Source organism: Tepidimonas thermarum, assembly GCF_007556705.1.
In the GTDB taxonomy this organism is placed as follows: domain Bacteria; phylum Pseudomonadota; class Gammaproteobacteria; order Burkholderiales; family Burkholderiaceae_C; genus Tepidimonas; species Tepidimonas thermarum.
This window is the reverse complement of sequence record NZ_VJOL01000002.1, coordinates 72,414-86,153: the sequence shown is the minus strand read 5'-3', so window position 1 is coordinate 86,153 and position 13,740 is coordinate 72,414. Positions and strand designations below refer to the sequence as shown.

13 protein-coding genes, 1 other RNA gene and 1 pseudogene are annotated in these 13,740 nt (G+C 70.8%); 10 read left to right on the top strand and 5 right to left on the bottom strand.

Annotation, left to right across the window (positions count from 1 at the left end):
- Nucleotides 1-18 precede the first annotated feature (18 nt).
- Nucleotides 19-894: an endonuclease/exonuclease/phosphatase family protein gene (locus Tther_RS01280; protein ID WP_246098851.1), complete on the top strand. Its 876-nt coding sequence runs from the start codon at nucleotides 19-21 to the stop codon at nucleotides 892-894.
- Between the two features lie 109 nt (nucleotides 895-1,003).
- Nucleotides 1,004-1,873, top strand: coding sequence for a protease HtpX (gene htpX / locus Tther_RS01275; protein ID WP_143900068.1), 870 nt, complete (start codon nucleotides 1,004-1,006; stop codon nucleotides 1,871-1,873).
- A gap of 191 nt (nucleotides 1,874-2,064) precedes the next feature.
- Here htpX and Tther_RS01270 read toward each other — a convergent pair.
- The 3 genes and pseudogenes from Tther_RS01270 to Tther_RS01260 form a co-directional block, all read right to left on the bottom strand.
- Nucleotides 2,065-2,486, bottom strand: a pseudogene (locus Tther_RS01270) (PIN domain-containing protein).
- Nucleotides 2,483-2,734 carry a FitA-like ribbon-helix-helix domain-containing protein gene (locus Tther_RS01265; protein WP_143900066.1) on the bottom strand — a complete coding sequence of 84 codons (252 nt, stop codon included), beginning with the start codon at nucleotides 2,732-2,734 and terminating at the stop codon, nucleotides 2,483-2,485. The pseudogene Tther_RS01270 and the gene Tther_RS01265 overlap by 4 nt, the downstream one beginning before the upstream one ends.
- A 131-nt stretch (nucleotides 2,735-2,865) precedes the next feature.
- Nucleotides 2,866-4,728 (bottom strand): NAD(P)/FAD-dependent oxidoreductase, encoded by a 1,863-nt coding sequence (locus tag Tther_RS01260; RefSeq protein ID WP_143900064.1) that lies wholly within the window; start codon nucleotides 4,726-4,728, stop codon nucleotides 2,866-2,868.
- An 83-nt stretch (nucleotides 4,729-4,811) separates the two neighbouring features.
- Between Tther_RS01260 and rnpB the strand changes: the two genes are divergently transcribed.
- Nucleotides 4,812-5,158: RNase P RNA component class A (gene rnpB / locus Tther_RS01255), an RNA gene on the top strand.
- Between the two features lie 42 nt (nucleotides 5,159-5,200).
- Here rnpB and Tther_RS01250 read toward each other — a convergent pair.
- Together Tther_RS01250 and Tther_RS01245 are read right to left on the bottom strand one after the other, a co-directional pair.
- Nucleotides 5,201-5,533, bottom strand: a complete 333-nt coding sequence (locus Tther_RS01250) for a c-type cytochrome (RefSeq protein WP_143900062.1) — start codon at nucleotides 5,531-5,533, stop codon at nucleotides 5,201-5,203.
- On the bottom strand, nucleotides 5,530-7,209 hold the full coding sequence (locus Tther_RS01245; RefSeq protein ID WP_143900060.1) for an MBL fold metallo-hydrolase: 1,680 nt from the start codon (nucleotides 7,207-7,209) through the stop codon (nucleotides 5,530-5,532). The genes Tther_RS01250 and Tther_RS01245 overlap by 4 nt, the downstream gene beginning before the upstream one ends.
- Nucleotides 7,210-7,351: 142 nt before the next feature.
- Here Tther_RS01245 and Tther_RS01240 point away from each other — a divergent pair, with 142 nt between their 5' ends.
- The 7 genes from Tther_RS01240 to Tther_RS01210 all read left to right on the top strand — a co-directional run bounded on the left by Tther_RS01240 (nucleotide 7,352) and on the right by Tther_RS01210 (nucleotide 13,673).
- Nucleotides 7,352-8,026: a YiaD family glycine zipper/OmpA-like lipoprotein gene (locus Tther_RS01240; protein WP_143900058.1), complete on the top strand. Its 675-nt coding sequence runs from the start codon at nucleotides 7,352-7,354 to the stop codon at nucleotides 8,024-8,026.
- Nucleotides 8,026-8,907, top strand: a complete 882-nt coding sequence (dapF, locus tag Tther_RS01235; protein ID WP_143900055.1) for a diaminopimelate epimerase — start codon at nucleotides 8,026-8,028, stop codon at nucleotides 8,905-8,907. Before Tther_RS01240 ends, dapF begins: the two co-directional genes overlap by 1 nt.
- A gap of 83 nt (nucleotides 8,908-8,990) precedes the next feature.
- Nucleotides 8,991-9,683: a DUF484 family protein gene (locus Tther_RS01230; RefSeq protein ID WP_143900053.1), complete on the top strand. Its 693-nt coding sequence runs from the start codon at nucleotides 8,991-8,993 to the stop codon at nucleotides 9,681-9,683.
- 3 nt (nucleotides 9,684-9,686) lie between these two features.
- Entirely contained in the window at nucleotides 9,687-10,727 is a 1,041-nt protein-coding gene (locus Tther_RS01225) for a tyrosine recombinase XerC (protein ID WP_143900051.1), read from the top strand.
- An 87-nt stretch (nucleotides 10,728-10,814) separates the two neighbouring features.
- A complete protein-coding gene (locus Tther_RS01220; protein WP_185974965.1) occupies nucleotides 10,815-11,243 on the top strand; it encodes a DsrE family protein in 429 nt (142 codons plus the stop codon).
- Between the two features lie 45 nt (nucleotides 11,244-11,288).
- Nucleotides 11,289-12,473: a class I SAM-dependent rRNA methyltransferase gene (locus Tther_RS01215; RefSeq protein ID WP_143900049.1), complete on the top strand. Its 1,185-nt coding sequence runs from the start codon at nucleotides 11,289-11,291 to the stop codon at nucleotides 12,471-12,473.
- 123 nt (nucleotides 12,474-12,596) lie between these two features.
- Entirely contained in the window at nucleotides 12,597-13,673 is a 1,077-nt protein-coding gene (locus Tther_RS01210; RefSeq protein WP_143900047.1) for a CobW family GTP-binding protein, read from the top strand.
- The last annotated feature ends 67 nt before the right edge of the window (nucleotides 13,674-13,740 follow it).

The following is a 13,740-nucleotide window of genomic DNA, read 5'->3' as shown; positions in this document are numbered from 1 at the left end:
CATGCCGGGGGCGTACCGATGACGCTGCGCATCCTGACCTGGAACGTGCAGTGGTTTCGCGGCATGGATGGGCGTGTGGACGTGGCGCGCGTGCTGCGCCACGCGCTGCAGTGGGGCAAGGCGCCGCACGTCATCGGGCTGCAAGAGGTGGCGCAGCACTACCCCGGTCTGGACGGGGCGGGCGAGGCCGACCAGGTGGCCCAGGTGCGCGCGCTGCTGCCGGGTTACGAGGTGGTCTATGCCCCCGCCCTGGACGAGTGGCGCCCTGGCCGCCCCATGCGCCAACGCTTTGGCAACCTGATCGCCACCCGGCTGCCGCTGCTGCAGGTGCAGCACCGGGCGCTGCCGTACCCGCCCGATCCCGCGGTGCCGTCGATGCCCCGCGTGCTGGCCGGCGTCACCGTGCAGGCGCCGTGGGGGCCGCTGCGCGTGGGCACGACGCACCTGGCCTACTACAGCGCGCACCAGCGCCTGGCGCAAGCGCAGGCGCTGGTGGCGTGGCAGCGCGAGGCCGCGGCCGTGGCGGCCGCGCCGCCCGTGGCTGGCGACGAGCCGCCGGATACGCCGTTTCAGCTGCGGCCGCACGCGGCCGAGGCGGTGTTGATGGGCGACTTCAACGCCACGCCGGACGATGCTGCCTATGGCGCGCTGGTGGGCGCGTGCGGTGGCGAGGCGCCGGCCTTTTGGGATGGCTGGGCGCTGCTGCACGGCGCGGGGACGCAGCCGCCGACCTTTCGCGTGCACGAGGCAGGCGCGACGCCGGTGACGTGCGACTACATGCTGGTCACATCCGGGCTGCGGCCGCGGCTGCGGCAGGTGCGGCTGGACAGTGCGACGCCATGGTCCGATCATCAACCATTGCTGATGGAACTCGATGACGCCGACGCGGTCTGAGCGGCGAGCGCCCTCGACTGCGATGGGCGCTGTGGTACCGCTTGACCTGGCGGCCCGTCGCCCCTATCTTCAACCCCAGTTCTGAACAACCAAACGACGCGGAGTCCTCATGAAACGCATACTGCTGCTGGTTCTGACCAACCTCGCCGTGATGGCGGTGTTGTTGATCACCACCCGCATCCTGGGCGTGGACCGCTTCCTGACCGCCAATGGGCTGAACATGACGGCGCTGGCGGTCTTCTCCCTCGTCATCGGTTTTGGTGGCGCCTTCATCTCGCTGCTGCTGAGCAAGCCGATGGCCAAATGGAGCACGGGGCTGGTCATCATCAACGAGCCGCGCACCGCCGACGAGGCCTGGATCGTCAACACCGTGCGCCGCTTTGCCGAAAAAGCCGGCATCGGCATGCCGGAAGTCGGCATTTACGAGGGCGCGCCCAACGCCTTTGCCACGGGGGCGTTTCGTGACTCGGCGCTGGTGGCGGTCTCCACCGGGCTGCTGCAAAACATGACGCGCGAGGAGGTCGAGGCCGTCATCGGCCACGAGGTGGCGCACATCGCCAACGGCGACATGGTGACCATGACGCTGATCCAGGGTGTGATGAACACCTTCGTCGTGTTCCTCAGCCGCGTGATCGGTTTTGTGGTGGACAGCTTCCTGCGCCGTGGCGACAGCGAGCAATCGGGCCCTGGGATCGGGTACCTGATCACCAGCATCGTGATGGAGGTGGTGCTGGGCTTCCTGGCCGCCATCATCGTGGCGTGGTTCAGCCGCCAGCGCGAGTTTCGCGCCGATGCAGGGGCGGCCATGCTGATGGGCCGCAAGCAGCCCATGATCAACGCACTGGCCCGCCTGGGTGGCCTGGAGCCGGGCGCGCTGCCGCAGGGCATGCAGGCGCTGGGCATCACCGGCAGCTTGGGCAAGCTCTTCAGCACCCACCCGCCGATCGAGGAGCGCATCGCCGCGCTGCAGGCGCTGTGAGCAGCGGTCTTCACAGCCAAGCCCCACACAGCGGCGGTGTCCAAGGTGCGTGGGTTTCGCCCATGGCGCTGCGCGTGGTCGGCAGCTTGCGCTTGCAGGCCACCAGCGCAAACCTTGGGTGGCTTGCCCGCGGCGATCGGCCGCTCATGGTGACGCGCGTCAGCGACCGCTGTGGCGCTCCGGGGCACGCCTTATGTCGGCGTCCAGGGGTCGATGACCGCGACGCCCATGGCTTGGAACGGGGCGGTGTCCCGGCTTGCCACGGTCATGCGGTGGCAAGCGCGATGGCTGCGATGAAACCGTCGGCCACGCCTACGCCCAGAACGGCCGCTTGTGCCTTGGCCATCGCCTCGGCGTAGCGTTGGGTGGCCGGCAGATCGAAATTCAGGACGCGCCCGGCAAAAACGGGCAGCACCTGTCGTTCCTAGTGCTCGATCAAGCGGTTGCGGCGACGGCCGTGGGGTAGCCTTGCCACGCCCAGGCGCAGCTCGGCGACCGTCACCACGGATAGGAACAGCGTTTCGACGGGCTGGGCATCGAGCCAAGCGACCACACGAGGCTCTGGCGCCGCACGCAGTGGCTCGGAAATCACGTTGGTGTCGAGCAGGATCATTCGAAGTCCACCGCGCGCGGAAGCGATGGATCCCGCTGACGGATCAGCGCCACCTCCTCGTCGGTGAGCTTCACCTTGCGGCCGATGTCGGCCAATAGCGAGCCCAGTTTCAACCGCCCTTGCGGCTTGACAGCCTCCTCCAACAGGGCGCGCACTTCGGCCTCGGTGCTGCGCCCGTGTTGGGCCGCACGCATGCGCAAGGCGCGGTGCACCTCGTCGGGCAGATTGCGAACGGTCAAAACAGCCACGATAGCACGCTAACGTCTTGCATCACCGACATCAGTTTATCGGTGTGCAGTCATCCGGGCAAGGTGCCTGCACGCAAACGCTTGCTGTGTCACGCCAGCGCCCGGCAGGCGGTGCGCCGCCGCGGCGCGCGTCAGCCGTAGGTGACGGCCAGCTGCCCTGCCCGATCCGGTGCGGGTGGGGGCGCGCCCAGCAGGTGACAGCCCAGCGCCTCGGCCACGCGGATGCCGTCCACCGCCGCCGACAGGATGCCACCGGCGTAACCGGCACCTTCGCCGGCCGGGTACAGCCCGGCGGTGTTGAGGCTTTGGTAGTCCGTCCCGCGCGTGATGCGCAGCGGCGAGGAGGTGCGCGTCTCCACCCCGGTCATGAGGGCGTCGGGGCGGTCGTAGCCGCGAATCTGCCGGCCAAAGACCGGCAGCGCTTCGCGCATCGCGGCCACGGCGTAGGCGGGCAGCACGCGGGAGAGGTCGCCCAGCGTGACCCCGGGTTTGTAAGAGGGCAGCACGTCGCCGAAGGCGGTGGAGGGACGGCCCGCCAGAAAATCGTCCACGCGCTGCCCCGGGGCCAGGTAGCCCCCGCCGCCGGCGTGGTAGGCGGCGCTTTCCAGTTGCCGCTGCAACACCACGCCGGCCAGCGGGTGCGTGGCGCCGCGCGCCGCCAGGTCAGCCGCCTCGGCGGAGTAGCGGGCACCGGCCGCCTCGCCGAACGCGGCGCACCAGGCGGCTGCGTCGGTTTGGGGGTAGTCCGCCGGGCCGATGCCCACCACCAGGCCGGCGTTGGCGTTGCGTTCCGCGCGGGAGTATTGGCTCATGCCGTTGGTGACGACCCGTTGCGGCTCGCTGGTGGCGGCCACCACCGTGCCCCCGGGGCACATGCAAAAGCTGTAGACCGCGCGCCCGTTGCGGGCGTGGTGCACCAACTTGTAGGCGGCCGCGCCCAGCAGCGGGTGGCCGGCGTGGCGGCCCCAGCGCGCGTGGTCGATCACGCTTTGCGGGTGCTCGATGCGCACACCGATGGAAAACGGCTTGGGCTCGAGAAAAACACCGTGGCGGTGCAGCTGCTCGAAGGTGTCGCGCGCGCTGTGCCCCAGCGCCAGGATGACGCGCCGCGCGGGCAGTGTGGTTTCCCGCCCGGTGGCCAGGTCACGCACGCGCAGGCCCTGCAGCACCTGCCGTCCTTTGCCAGCGGGCTCGACGCACAGGTCCGTCACGTGCTGTTCGAAGCGCACTTCACCCCCCAGCGCGGTGATGCGCTCGCGCAGCGCCTCCACCACCTTGACCAGTTTGAAGGTGCCGATGTGGGGGTGGGCCTCGTACAGGATTTCGGGCGGCGCCCCGGCGTCCACGAAGGCCTGCATGACGCGGCGGCCCAGGTGGCGCGGGTCTTTGATCTGGCTGTAGAGCTTGCCGTCCGAAAACAGCCCTGCCCCCCCTTCGCCGAACTGCACGTTGGACTCGGGGGTGAGCACCTGCTTGCGCCACAGGCCCCAGGTGTCCTTGGTGCGCCGGCGCACGGGGCGGCCGCGCTCGAGCACCAGGGGGCGCAGGCCCATTTCGGCCAACGTCAGGGCGGCGAAGATGCCGCACGGCCCAAAGCCGACCACCACCGGCCGCTCGCCGTCGGCCGGCGCCCAGTCGGCGGCGGCGCGCGCGGGCGGCCGCCAGGCCATGTCGGGCGTGGGCTGCACGTGGGGGTGGCCGGACAGGCGTTGCAGCACCGCAGCCTCCTGCGCGGGGTCGGCCAGCGCGACATCGACGATGTAGACCGCGCGCAGCGTGGCACCCCGGGCGTCGAAGCTGCGCTTGTGCACGTGCAGCGTGGCCAGCGCCGCCTCCGGCAGGCCCAGCGTTTGCGCAGCCAGCGCGCGCAGCGCGGCCGTGGGGTGGGGCGGGGGTGCGCGGTCGGCCTCGGTCTCGGCCGGGGCGTCGGCGGCGCGGCGCGTCTCGACGGGCAACGCCTGCAGCGGCAGTTTCAGTTCAGACACTCGGATCATGCGGTACCTCGGGGCCCGTGGTCATCGGGCATGGGTGCGGATGATACGCACGCTGCGCCCAGACCCGCGATAATCGGGGGTGTGAAGTCCGCCAGACCGCCGCTGGCGCAAGGCCCGCAAGGGTGCGCTGGAGGAACGTCCGGACTGCGCAGGGCAGCGTAGGAGGTAACGCCTCTCCACCGTGAGGTGAGGATCAGAGCAACAGAGACGAGCCGATTCAGTTCGGGTGAAACGGGCAATCTCTACGCGCAGCAACACCAAGTAGGCCAGCCGGTGCCGGGCACGCGTCCGGCACCACCCGTGGTCCCGCGGGGCGCGCTGGTGGGTAGGTGGCATCGAGCCGTCCGGGTGACCGGCGGCCCAGAGGAATGGCGGTCACGCCGGGGGCGACCCCGGCGCACAGAATCCGGCGTATCGGCGGACTTCACCCTTATCGCGCGGCATGGACCGTGCTGGCGCGCGCGCCAGTGCGTCAGCGCGCCCCGGCGGCGATCCAGCGCACCAGGCGTTGCGATTCTTCGAGCGTGAGCTTTTCGTGGGCGGGGATGCCCCCGATGAGGGAGTGCTCGATGAGCGCGCGCGCCTTGCGCTCGAGCGCCTGTTCGTCGAGGGCCGCGTAGCGTTGTGCGAGCGTGGCCAGGGTGGGGGCCTTGCCGCGTGGCGGGTTGCCGTGGCAATTCATGCAGCCTTTGTCCAGCGCAAGGTTGGCGTCGGCCCGGGCCATGCCGGATGCGGTCAGCAGGGCGATGGCGGCCAGGGACAGGCCGTGCAGGCGGTCACGCGGCGCGGGGCGGGGGGCTTTCATCGCTGCGACTCCATGCAAAGGGCGAACTGATCGGGGTCCAGGCGCTGCAGGTGGGCCAGCAGCGAGCGGCGCGCCACGGGCCACAGGCGCTCGGGTACGTCATCGTAGGCGTGCCGCACCCAGGTGTCGAGCCCGGCACCGGGGTACGCGGCCAGCACGCGGGCGATTTTGGCCTCACGCTGCAGGCGGTGCGCCTGCAAGCGCTCGATGGCGCGTGGCGCGTCGCCCAGCACATGGCCGTGCGCCGGCAGGATGTAGCGGATGGTCCAGGCGTCACAGGCGGCGCGCAACCGTTGCAGCGACGCGAGGTAGGCGTCCATGTCGCCATCGGGCGGGTCGATGACGGTGGTGCTGCCGTTGAGGATGTGGTCGCCGCTGAAGAGCAGTCCGTCCTCTTCCAGCACCAGGCACAGGTGGTTGGCGGCATGACCCGGCGTGTGCAGCACGCGCAGGGTGTGGTGCGCCGCCCCGTCCGCCGTGGACAGCACCAGCCGCTCGCCGTCGGCCAGCGCCCGATCGGGGCGGAAGTGGCTGTGCGCGCGTGCCGTGGGGGCGCTGGGCAGGCCCAGCACGGGCGGGGCGGGGCGCCCCGCCGCCACGCACAGGGCCTGCAGCGGCTGCGCGCCGGGCGCGTGGTCCGGGTGCGAGTGGGTGCAGACGATGGCGCGCAGGTCGCCACGGGCAGCGTCGAGCAGCCGTTGCAGGTGCCCCACGTCGGCTGGGCCGGGGTCGATGGCGAGGTAGCCGGTGGCCGCCTCGCCGACCAGGTAGCTGTTGGTGCCCGGCCCCGTCATGGCGCCGGGGTTGGGGGCGGTCAGGCGCTGCACGTGGCGCGTCAGGGGCACCGGCCGCTCGTGCTGCCAGTCCAGGTGGTGTTCCAGCTGGCCGTCGGGGCAGGTCAGTTCCAGCTCGCCGTAGGGGGGCTCGTGTTCCATGAAGCGCGCCTCCTGCCCCTGCAGCCAACCGGCGCGTGGGCAGCTGATCCACTGCGGCCCTTGGCGCGCCGCGCAGGCGTCGAGCAACGCAGCGCTGTCGGCGTAGCGCTGCAGGTGCTCCAGCGTGCGCACCGTTGGGTAGACCATGGGGAATGCGCCGGCGGCGTGCCGCTGCAGGGCCTCGGCCGGGGTGACCCACACCGGTTCGAACTGCTCGCGGTTGTCGGCCTGCGCTTCCTGGCCCGGCGGCATGCGGGCGATGAAAAACGGCACATCGAAGCGCTTGGGCAAATCGCGGTCCGTGATCCAGTGCGCGAGCCACCACAGGGCATCGAGCGCCAGTGTCAGACCGTGCGCGCGGCATTGCGGCAGCAGCGGCGCGTGGCGGTCCAGCCGCGCCGCCACCTCCGGCGCCACCCAGCGGCCGTGGGCGTCGCGCGCCAGCAGCACCCCCAGCTCTTCAAAACTTTCGCGCACCGCCGCCAGCAGCGCCGGCCGGATCGCGTCGTCCTGATCGGGGCGCCAGGCCAGCGTCGCGTCGCTGGCGGCGGCACGGTCGGCGGCGTCGATGGCCCCACCGGGAAAGACATAGGCCCCCGGCGCAAAGCTGGCGTGCGCCGAGCGGCGCGTCATGAGGACCTGCAGGCCGGCAGCGCCGTCGCGCACGAGCAGCAGCGTGGCGGCCGGTCGCGTCGGGGCAGGGGGCTGGGGCGGGCGCAGGCGCAGGTGGGGTCGGACCATACGGTTGGGCGTATCAGTTGTTTCCAGGCGTAACGCGGCGCGTCAAGGGGCGGCGCTGGGGGTGGTCATGCGCGGCGTGCTGGCGCACAATGGTAACGATCCCGCGCCTCGGAGCGCGTTTGGTTGGAACAGGAGATGGGTCATGGAACGTTTGCATCGCACTTCCACGCGCTTTGCGCTGGCCGCTGTGGTGGCGGCGGGTGTCGCGCTGGCGGGCTGCGCCAACATGTCGGAAGAACAAAAATCCGGGACCGCGCGTGGCGCCATGATCGGGGCCGCCGCCGGGGCCGTGCTGGGCGCCGTGACCGATGGCAGCAAAGGCGCGGTGCGCGGGGCGGCCATCGGGGCCGGCGCCGGCGCGCTGGGCGGCTATGTGTGGTCGTCCCGCATGGAGCAGCAAAAGCGCGAGATGGAGCAGGCCACGGCCGGCACCGGGGTGCAGGTCACGCAGACAGCGGACAACCGGCTCAAGCTGGAAATTCCCAGCGACATTTCCTTCGACGTCAACCGCGCCGACATCAAGCCGCAGTTCCGCAGCGTCCTCGACACCTTTGCCGCCGGTCTGCAGCGCAATCCCGCGGCGCGCGTGACCATCATCGGCCACACCGACAGCACCGGCAGCGATGCCATCAACAACCCCTTGTCGGTCAACCGCGCCGCGGCCGTGCGCGACTACCTGAGCACACGGGGCGTGTCCCCCGCGCGCATGACGATCGACGGGCGCGGCTCGCGCGAGCCGATCGCCAGCAACGACACCGCCGAGGGGCGGGCGCGCAACCGGCGCGTCGAGATCTTTGTGGCGGAGCAGGCGAGCTGATGCGGCTGCACTTCACCAAGATGCAGGGGGCGGGCAACGACTTCGTGGTGCTCGACGAAACCCGCCAGCGCCACGGCCTGACCCCCGCGCAGTACCGGTGGCTGGCCGACCGCCATTTTGGGGTCGGGGCCGACCAAATCCTGACGGTGCGGCCGGCGCCGCACCCGGGCGTCGATTTCGAATACGTGATCCACAACGCCGACGGTGGCGAAGTGGAAAACTGCGGCAACGGTGCGCGCTGCTTCGTGCGCTACGTGCACGATGCCGGGCTGACCGATCGGCGCTGCGTGCGCGTGCAGACCCGCGCCGGCGTGCTGACGCTGGCGCTGCAAGGCGACGGCCGCGTCACGGTGGACATGGGCGCGCCCGTGTTCGAACCCGATCGTGTGCCCTTCGACGCGCAGGGGCTTGCGCCGCAGCCCGAAGGCGACTGGCAGCGTTGGCCGCTGGCGCTGCCGGCGCCGGGCGAGCCGGTGGTGGCGCTGGCCGTGCTCTCGATGGGCAACCCGCACGCGGTGCTGCGGGTTGACGATGTTCAGACCGCGCCGGTGGCGGCGTGGGGGCCGCTGATCGAATCGCACCCGCGCTTCCCGCGGCGTGTCAACGCCGGTTTTTTGCAGGTGGTGGGGCGTGAGCGGGCCCGGTTGCGCGTGTACGAGCGCGGGGCGGGCGAGACGCTGGCCTGCGGCACCGGGGCGTGCGCGGCGGTCGTGGCCGGCATACGGCTGGGCTGGTTCGACGAACGCGTGGACGTGGACCTGCCCGGTGGACGCTTGACCATCGAGTGGCCGCGCCACCAGGGCTTGGCGGCGCCCGTGCGCATGACCGGCCCGGCCGAACCCGTGTTCAGCGGTGTGGTGGACGTGCCCGAGCTGCCGTAACCCGTGCGCGGCGCCGGCGTCCTGCGCGACAATCGCCGCACGGCGGCCCAACCCACCCGCCGCCCTGTGCAGGAGAACCCCCCTTGAGCCCGACCACCCCGCTGCAGCCCATCACCGAGGACGACATTGCCCAATTTCTGGTCAACACGCCGGACTTCTTCGAGCGCCATGCGGAGTTGCTGGCGTCCGTGCAGCTGACCAGTCCGCACGCGGGCCGCGCCGTCAGCCTGCTGGAGCGCCAAGTCGAGCTGCTGCGCGAGCGCTTGCGCCAGCTCGAGTTGCGCACCGCCGACATGATTCGCCACGGCCAGGACAACGCGGCCTTGCTGGAGCGGCTGCAGCGCTGGACCTGTGCGCTGCTGGCCACGGAGGACCCGGGGGCCTTGCCGGAGGCGGTTACCGACGGGCTGGCGCGCAGCTTTGACGTGCCACAGGTGGCGCTCAAGCTCTGGGGGGCGGACCCATCGTGGGCCGATGCCCCTTGGGCGCAGGGCGCCAGTGAGGACGCGCGCGCCTTTGCCGCCTCGCTGCGCCAGCCGTACTGCGGCGCCAACCCCGGGCTGGAGGCGGTGCAATGGTTGCCCGAGCCGCAGGCCGTGGCGTCGCTGGCCCTGCTGCCGCTGCGCGCTGTGCCCGAGGCGGACGCGTTTGGCCTGCTGGTGCTTGCCTCGCCCGATGCGCGGCGGTTTCAGGCCAGCGCGGGGACCGATTTTTTGGCCCGCATCGGCGAGCAGGCCGGCGCAGCGCTGAGCCGCCTGCTGCCGCGTCAGGGGTAAGCCATGGCCGAGACGGCCGACGACGATGCCGCGCTGATCGCCGGCTACCTGGCGCACATCCGGGTCGAGCGGCGGCTGGCCGCGCGCACCCAGGCCCTCTACGCCGAACACCTGCAGGACTTGTGGCGCCGTGCGCAGGCGCAGGGCCTGGCCCTGACCGCCGTGCGCCCAGCCGATGTGCGCCGCTGGGTGGCGCAGCTGCACGCTGCCGGCCGGCAGCCGCGCGGCATTGCCTTGGCGCTGTCGGCCTGGCGTGGCTTTTACGCCTGGCTGGGGCGTTGCGGCCGCATCGACCAGCACCCCGTGCACGGGGTGCGTGCGCCCAAGGCCGGTAAGCCACTGCCCAAGGCGCTGCCGGTGGAGGAGGCGCTGCGCCTCGCCGACGGGCCGGCCCGCCCCGACGGCGAGGCGCCCCACGCCCAGGCCCAATGGGTGCGCGACCGCGCGCTGGTGGAGCTGCTCTATGGTGGTGGCTTGCGCATCGGCGAGCTGCTGGGCCTGGACGTGCAGCCCAGCCCCACGGCGCGCGGCTGGATCGATACGGCCGCCGGCGAGGCCCATGTGCTGGGCAAAGGCGGCAAATGGCGGCTGGTGCCCGTGGGCGCCCCGGCGCTGGCGGCCCTGGCCGACTGGCTGCGCGTGCGCCCGCTGCTGCTGCGCACGCCGCAGGCGCCCGCGCTGTTCGTGGGGGCGCGCGGGCAGCGGCTCACACCCCAGGTGGCGCGGCGGCGGCTGGCGCACTGGGCCGCGGCTGCCGGGGTGCCGGTGCACGTGCATCCGCACATGCTGCGGCACAGCTTTGCCAGCCACGTGCTGCAGTCCAGTGGCGACCTGCGCGGCGTGCAGGAGTTGCTGGGTCACGCCAGCATCGCCAGCACCCAGGTCTACACCCGGCTGGATTTTCAGCACCTGAGCCGGGTCTATGAGCAGGCCCACCCGCGGGCGCACCGCCGCGCGGGGGAGCGGTCCGATGCCCGACCCGACCCCTCGCCGCCGGCACCAACCCCGTTGCCGGTGCGGGATTCGGGTAACCCCCCGGTGTAGACGGCCCCGCGTGGTACCACAATGGCGGACCGGATGCCGGTTTGCTTCGACCTCCCGCCGGCGGGTCTGATACAGGAGTTGCGCACCATGAAAACCCTTTGGCGTTCCCTCATGCTGTGGTTGGCCGCGTTGACCTTTGCCGCGGTGGCGCAGGCGGCCGAGCCGATCAAGGTCGTCTACCACCTCAGCGAAGGCATCCCGCAGGCCTCGCGCGCCATCGGCAACATCCGCAACCACCTCAATGCCGACCCCACCGCCAAAATCGTGGTGGTCACGCACGGCCTGGGGATCGACTTTTTGCTCGAAGGCGCCACCAACCAGCAGGATCAACCGTTTGCCGGCGCGGTGGCGGACCTGGCCAACAAAGGGGTCGAGTTCCGTGTCTGCAACAACACCCTGGTGGCGCGCAAGATCGACGCCAGCAAGCTGGTGCCCGAGGCCAAGATCGTGCCCTCGGGGGTGGCCGAAGTCGCCAAGCTGCAGGCGCGCGAAGGCTACGTGTACCTGCGGCCTTGAGTCCCGACGGCCCTGCGGGCGCGGGGGGTGGGACAATCCACCCCCATGAAGACGATACGACTCAAGGCGGGCAAGGAGCGTTCGCTGCTGCGCCGCCACCCCTGGGTGTTTGACGGCGCCATCGAACGCGGCCGGGCCGATGCCGGCGAGACGGTGCGCGTGGAAAGCGCCGAGGGGCGCTTTTTGGCCTGGGGCGCGTATGCGCCCAGCTCGCGCATCCGCGTGCGCATCTGGAGTTTCGACGAGGCCGAGCGCATCGACGCGGCCTTCTTCGAGCGGCGGCTGCGCGCGGCGGTGGCGCTGCGCGAGCGGCTGGCCATCGACAGCGACGGCGTGCGGCTGGTGCACGGCGAATCCGACGGCCTGCCCGGGCTGGTGGTGGACCGTTACGGCCAAACGCTGGTGGCGCAGTTTGGCAGCAGCGGCGCCGAACGCCACAAGGCCACGATTGCCGATGCGCTGCTGCGCGTCACGGGGCTGCGGCGGCTGTACGAGCGCTCCGACGCCAGCGTGCGCGCGCTCGAAGGGCTGCCGCCGGCCACCGGCTGGTTGCGCGGCGACGGCCCCACCGAATGCACCATCCACGAAAACGGCTGGCGGCTGAGTCTGGACGTGGCCGAAGGCCACAAAACCGGCTACTACCTGGACCAGCGCGACAGCCGGCGCGCCTGCGCCGAGCTCACGCGCCGCTTTGGCTTGGGCGAGGTGCTCAACTGTTACAGCTACACCGGCGGCTTCACGGTGGCGGCGCTCGCCGGCGGTGCGCGGCATGTGACATCGATCGATTCCTCCGGGCCGGCGCTGCAGCGTGCGCAGCGCAACGTCGCGCTCAACGGTTTCGATGCAGCGCGCTGCACCTTTTGGGATGCGGATGTCAACGCCAGCCTGCGCGCCTTGTTGGCCGAGGGGCGGCGCTTCGACGCCATCGTGCTCGATCCACCGAAGCTCGCGCCCTCGGCCGCGCACGTGGAGCGCGCCGCGCGCGCCTACAAGGACGTCAATCGCCTGGGCTTCAAGCTGCTGCAGCCCGGTGGGGTGTTGTTCACCTATTCGTGTTCCGGCGCGGTCGGCGTGGAGCTGTTCCAAAAAATCGTCGCCAGCGCCGCGCACGAGGCCGGCGTGGACGCGGTCATCCTGGCGCGCCACGGCGGCGCGCCCGACCACCCGACGGGGCTGGCCTTTCCGGAGGGCGAATACCTCAAGGGCTTGGTGCTCTGGCGCCGTGCTTGATGGCCCGACGGCGCCCACGGCTACGACCCGCACCCACGAGCCGCACCCACGAGCCGGTCCGCCGCGCGGGCGCCGGCCCAGGCGCCCCGCCAGGGGCTTGACAGCTCGCCTACACTCGGTGCCATGGCACTCATCCCTGCAACCATCCTCACCGGCTTTTTGGGCGCTGGCAAGACCACGCTGCTCAAGCGCGTCCTGACCGAAGCGCACGGGCAGCGCATCGCGGTCATCGAAAACGAGTTTGGCGCCGAAAACATCGACAACGACATCCTAGTGGCCGACACCGAGGAGCAGATCATCCAGATGAGCAACGGCTGCGTGTGCTGCACCATCCGCGAGGATTTGCGCAGCACGCTGTCGCTGCTGGCGGCCAAGCGGTGCAAGGGGCTGCTGGCGTTCGACCGCGTGATCATCGAAACCACCGGACTGGCCGACCCGGGGCCGGTGGCGCAGACCTTCTTCATGGACGACGAGGTGGCCGAGACCTATTTGCTCGACGCCATCGTCACGCTGGTGGATGCCAAGCACGCCCAGCAGCAGCTCGATGAGCGGCAGGAGGCACGGCGCCAAGTGGGCTTTGCCGACCAGATTTTCATCAGCAAGGCCGATTTGGTGTCCGCCGACGCGCTCGCCGCGTTGATCGAGCGCCTCAAGCACATGAACCCGCGCGCACCGATCGAGACCGTGCACTTCGGCCAAGTCCCCCTGGCCAAGGTGCTCGATCTGCGGGGGTTCAACCTCAACGCCAAGCTCGACATCGATCCGGACTTCCTGAAAACGGACGCTCACGATCACCACGACCACAGCCACTGCGACCACGACCACGGTCACTGCGCGCACGACCATGACCACGACCATGGGCACGGGCACGGGCACGGCCATGGCCGGCACCACCACCACGACGATGACGTGCAGAGCTTCGTCTGGCGCAGCGAGCGGCCGTTCGATCCGCACAAGCTGGAGGACTTCCTGGGTGCCGTGGTGCAGGTCTGGGGGCCCAAGCTGCTGCGCTACAAGGGCGTGTTGCACATGCAGGGCACCGACCGCAAGGTGATCTTTCAGGGGGTGCACCAGCTCATGGGCAGCGACTTGGGGCCGGTGTGGAAACCGGGTGAAAAGCGCGAAAGCAAGATGGTGTTCATCGGCATCGACTTGCCGCGCGACATTCTGGTGCAGGGGCTCGAGCAATCCCTGGTTTGACCGGCTGTGGCCGCATCGCCACACCGGCACCGCAGGTGCACCACGGACTGCGCTTACAATCGGCGCC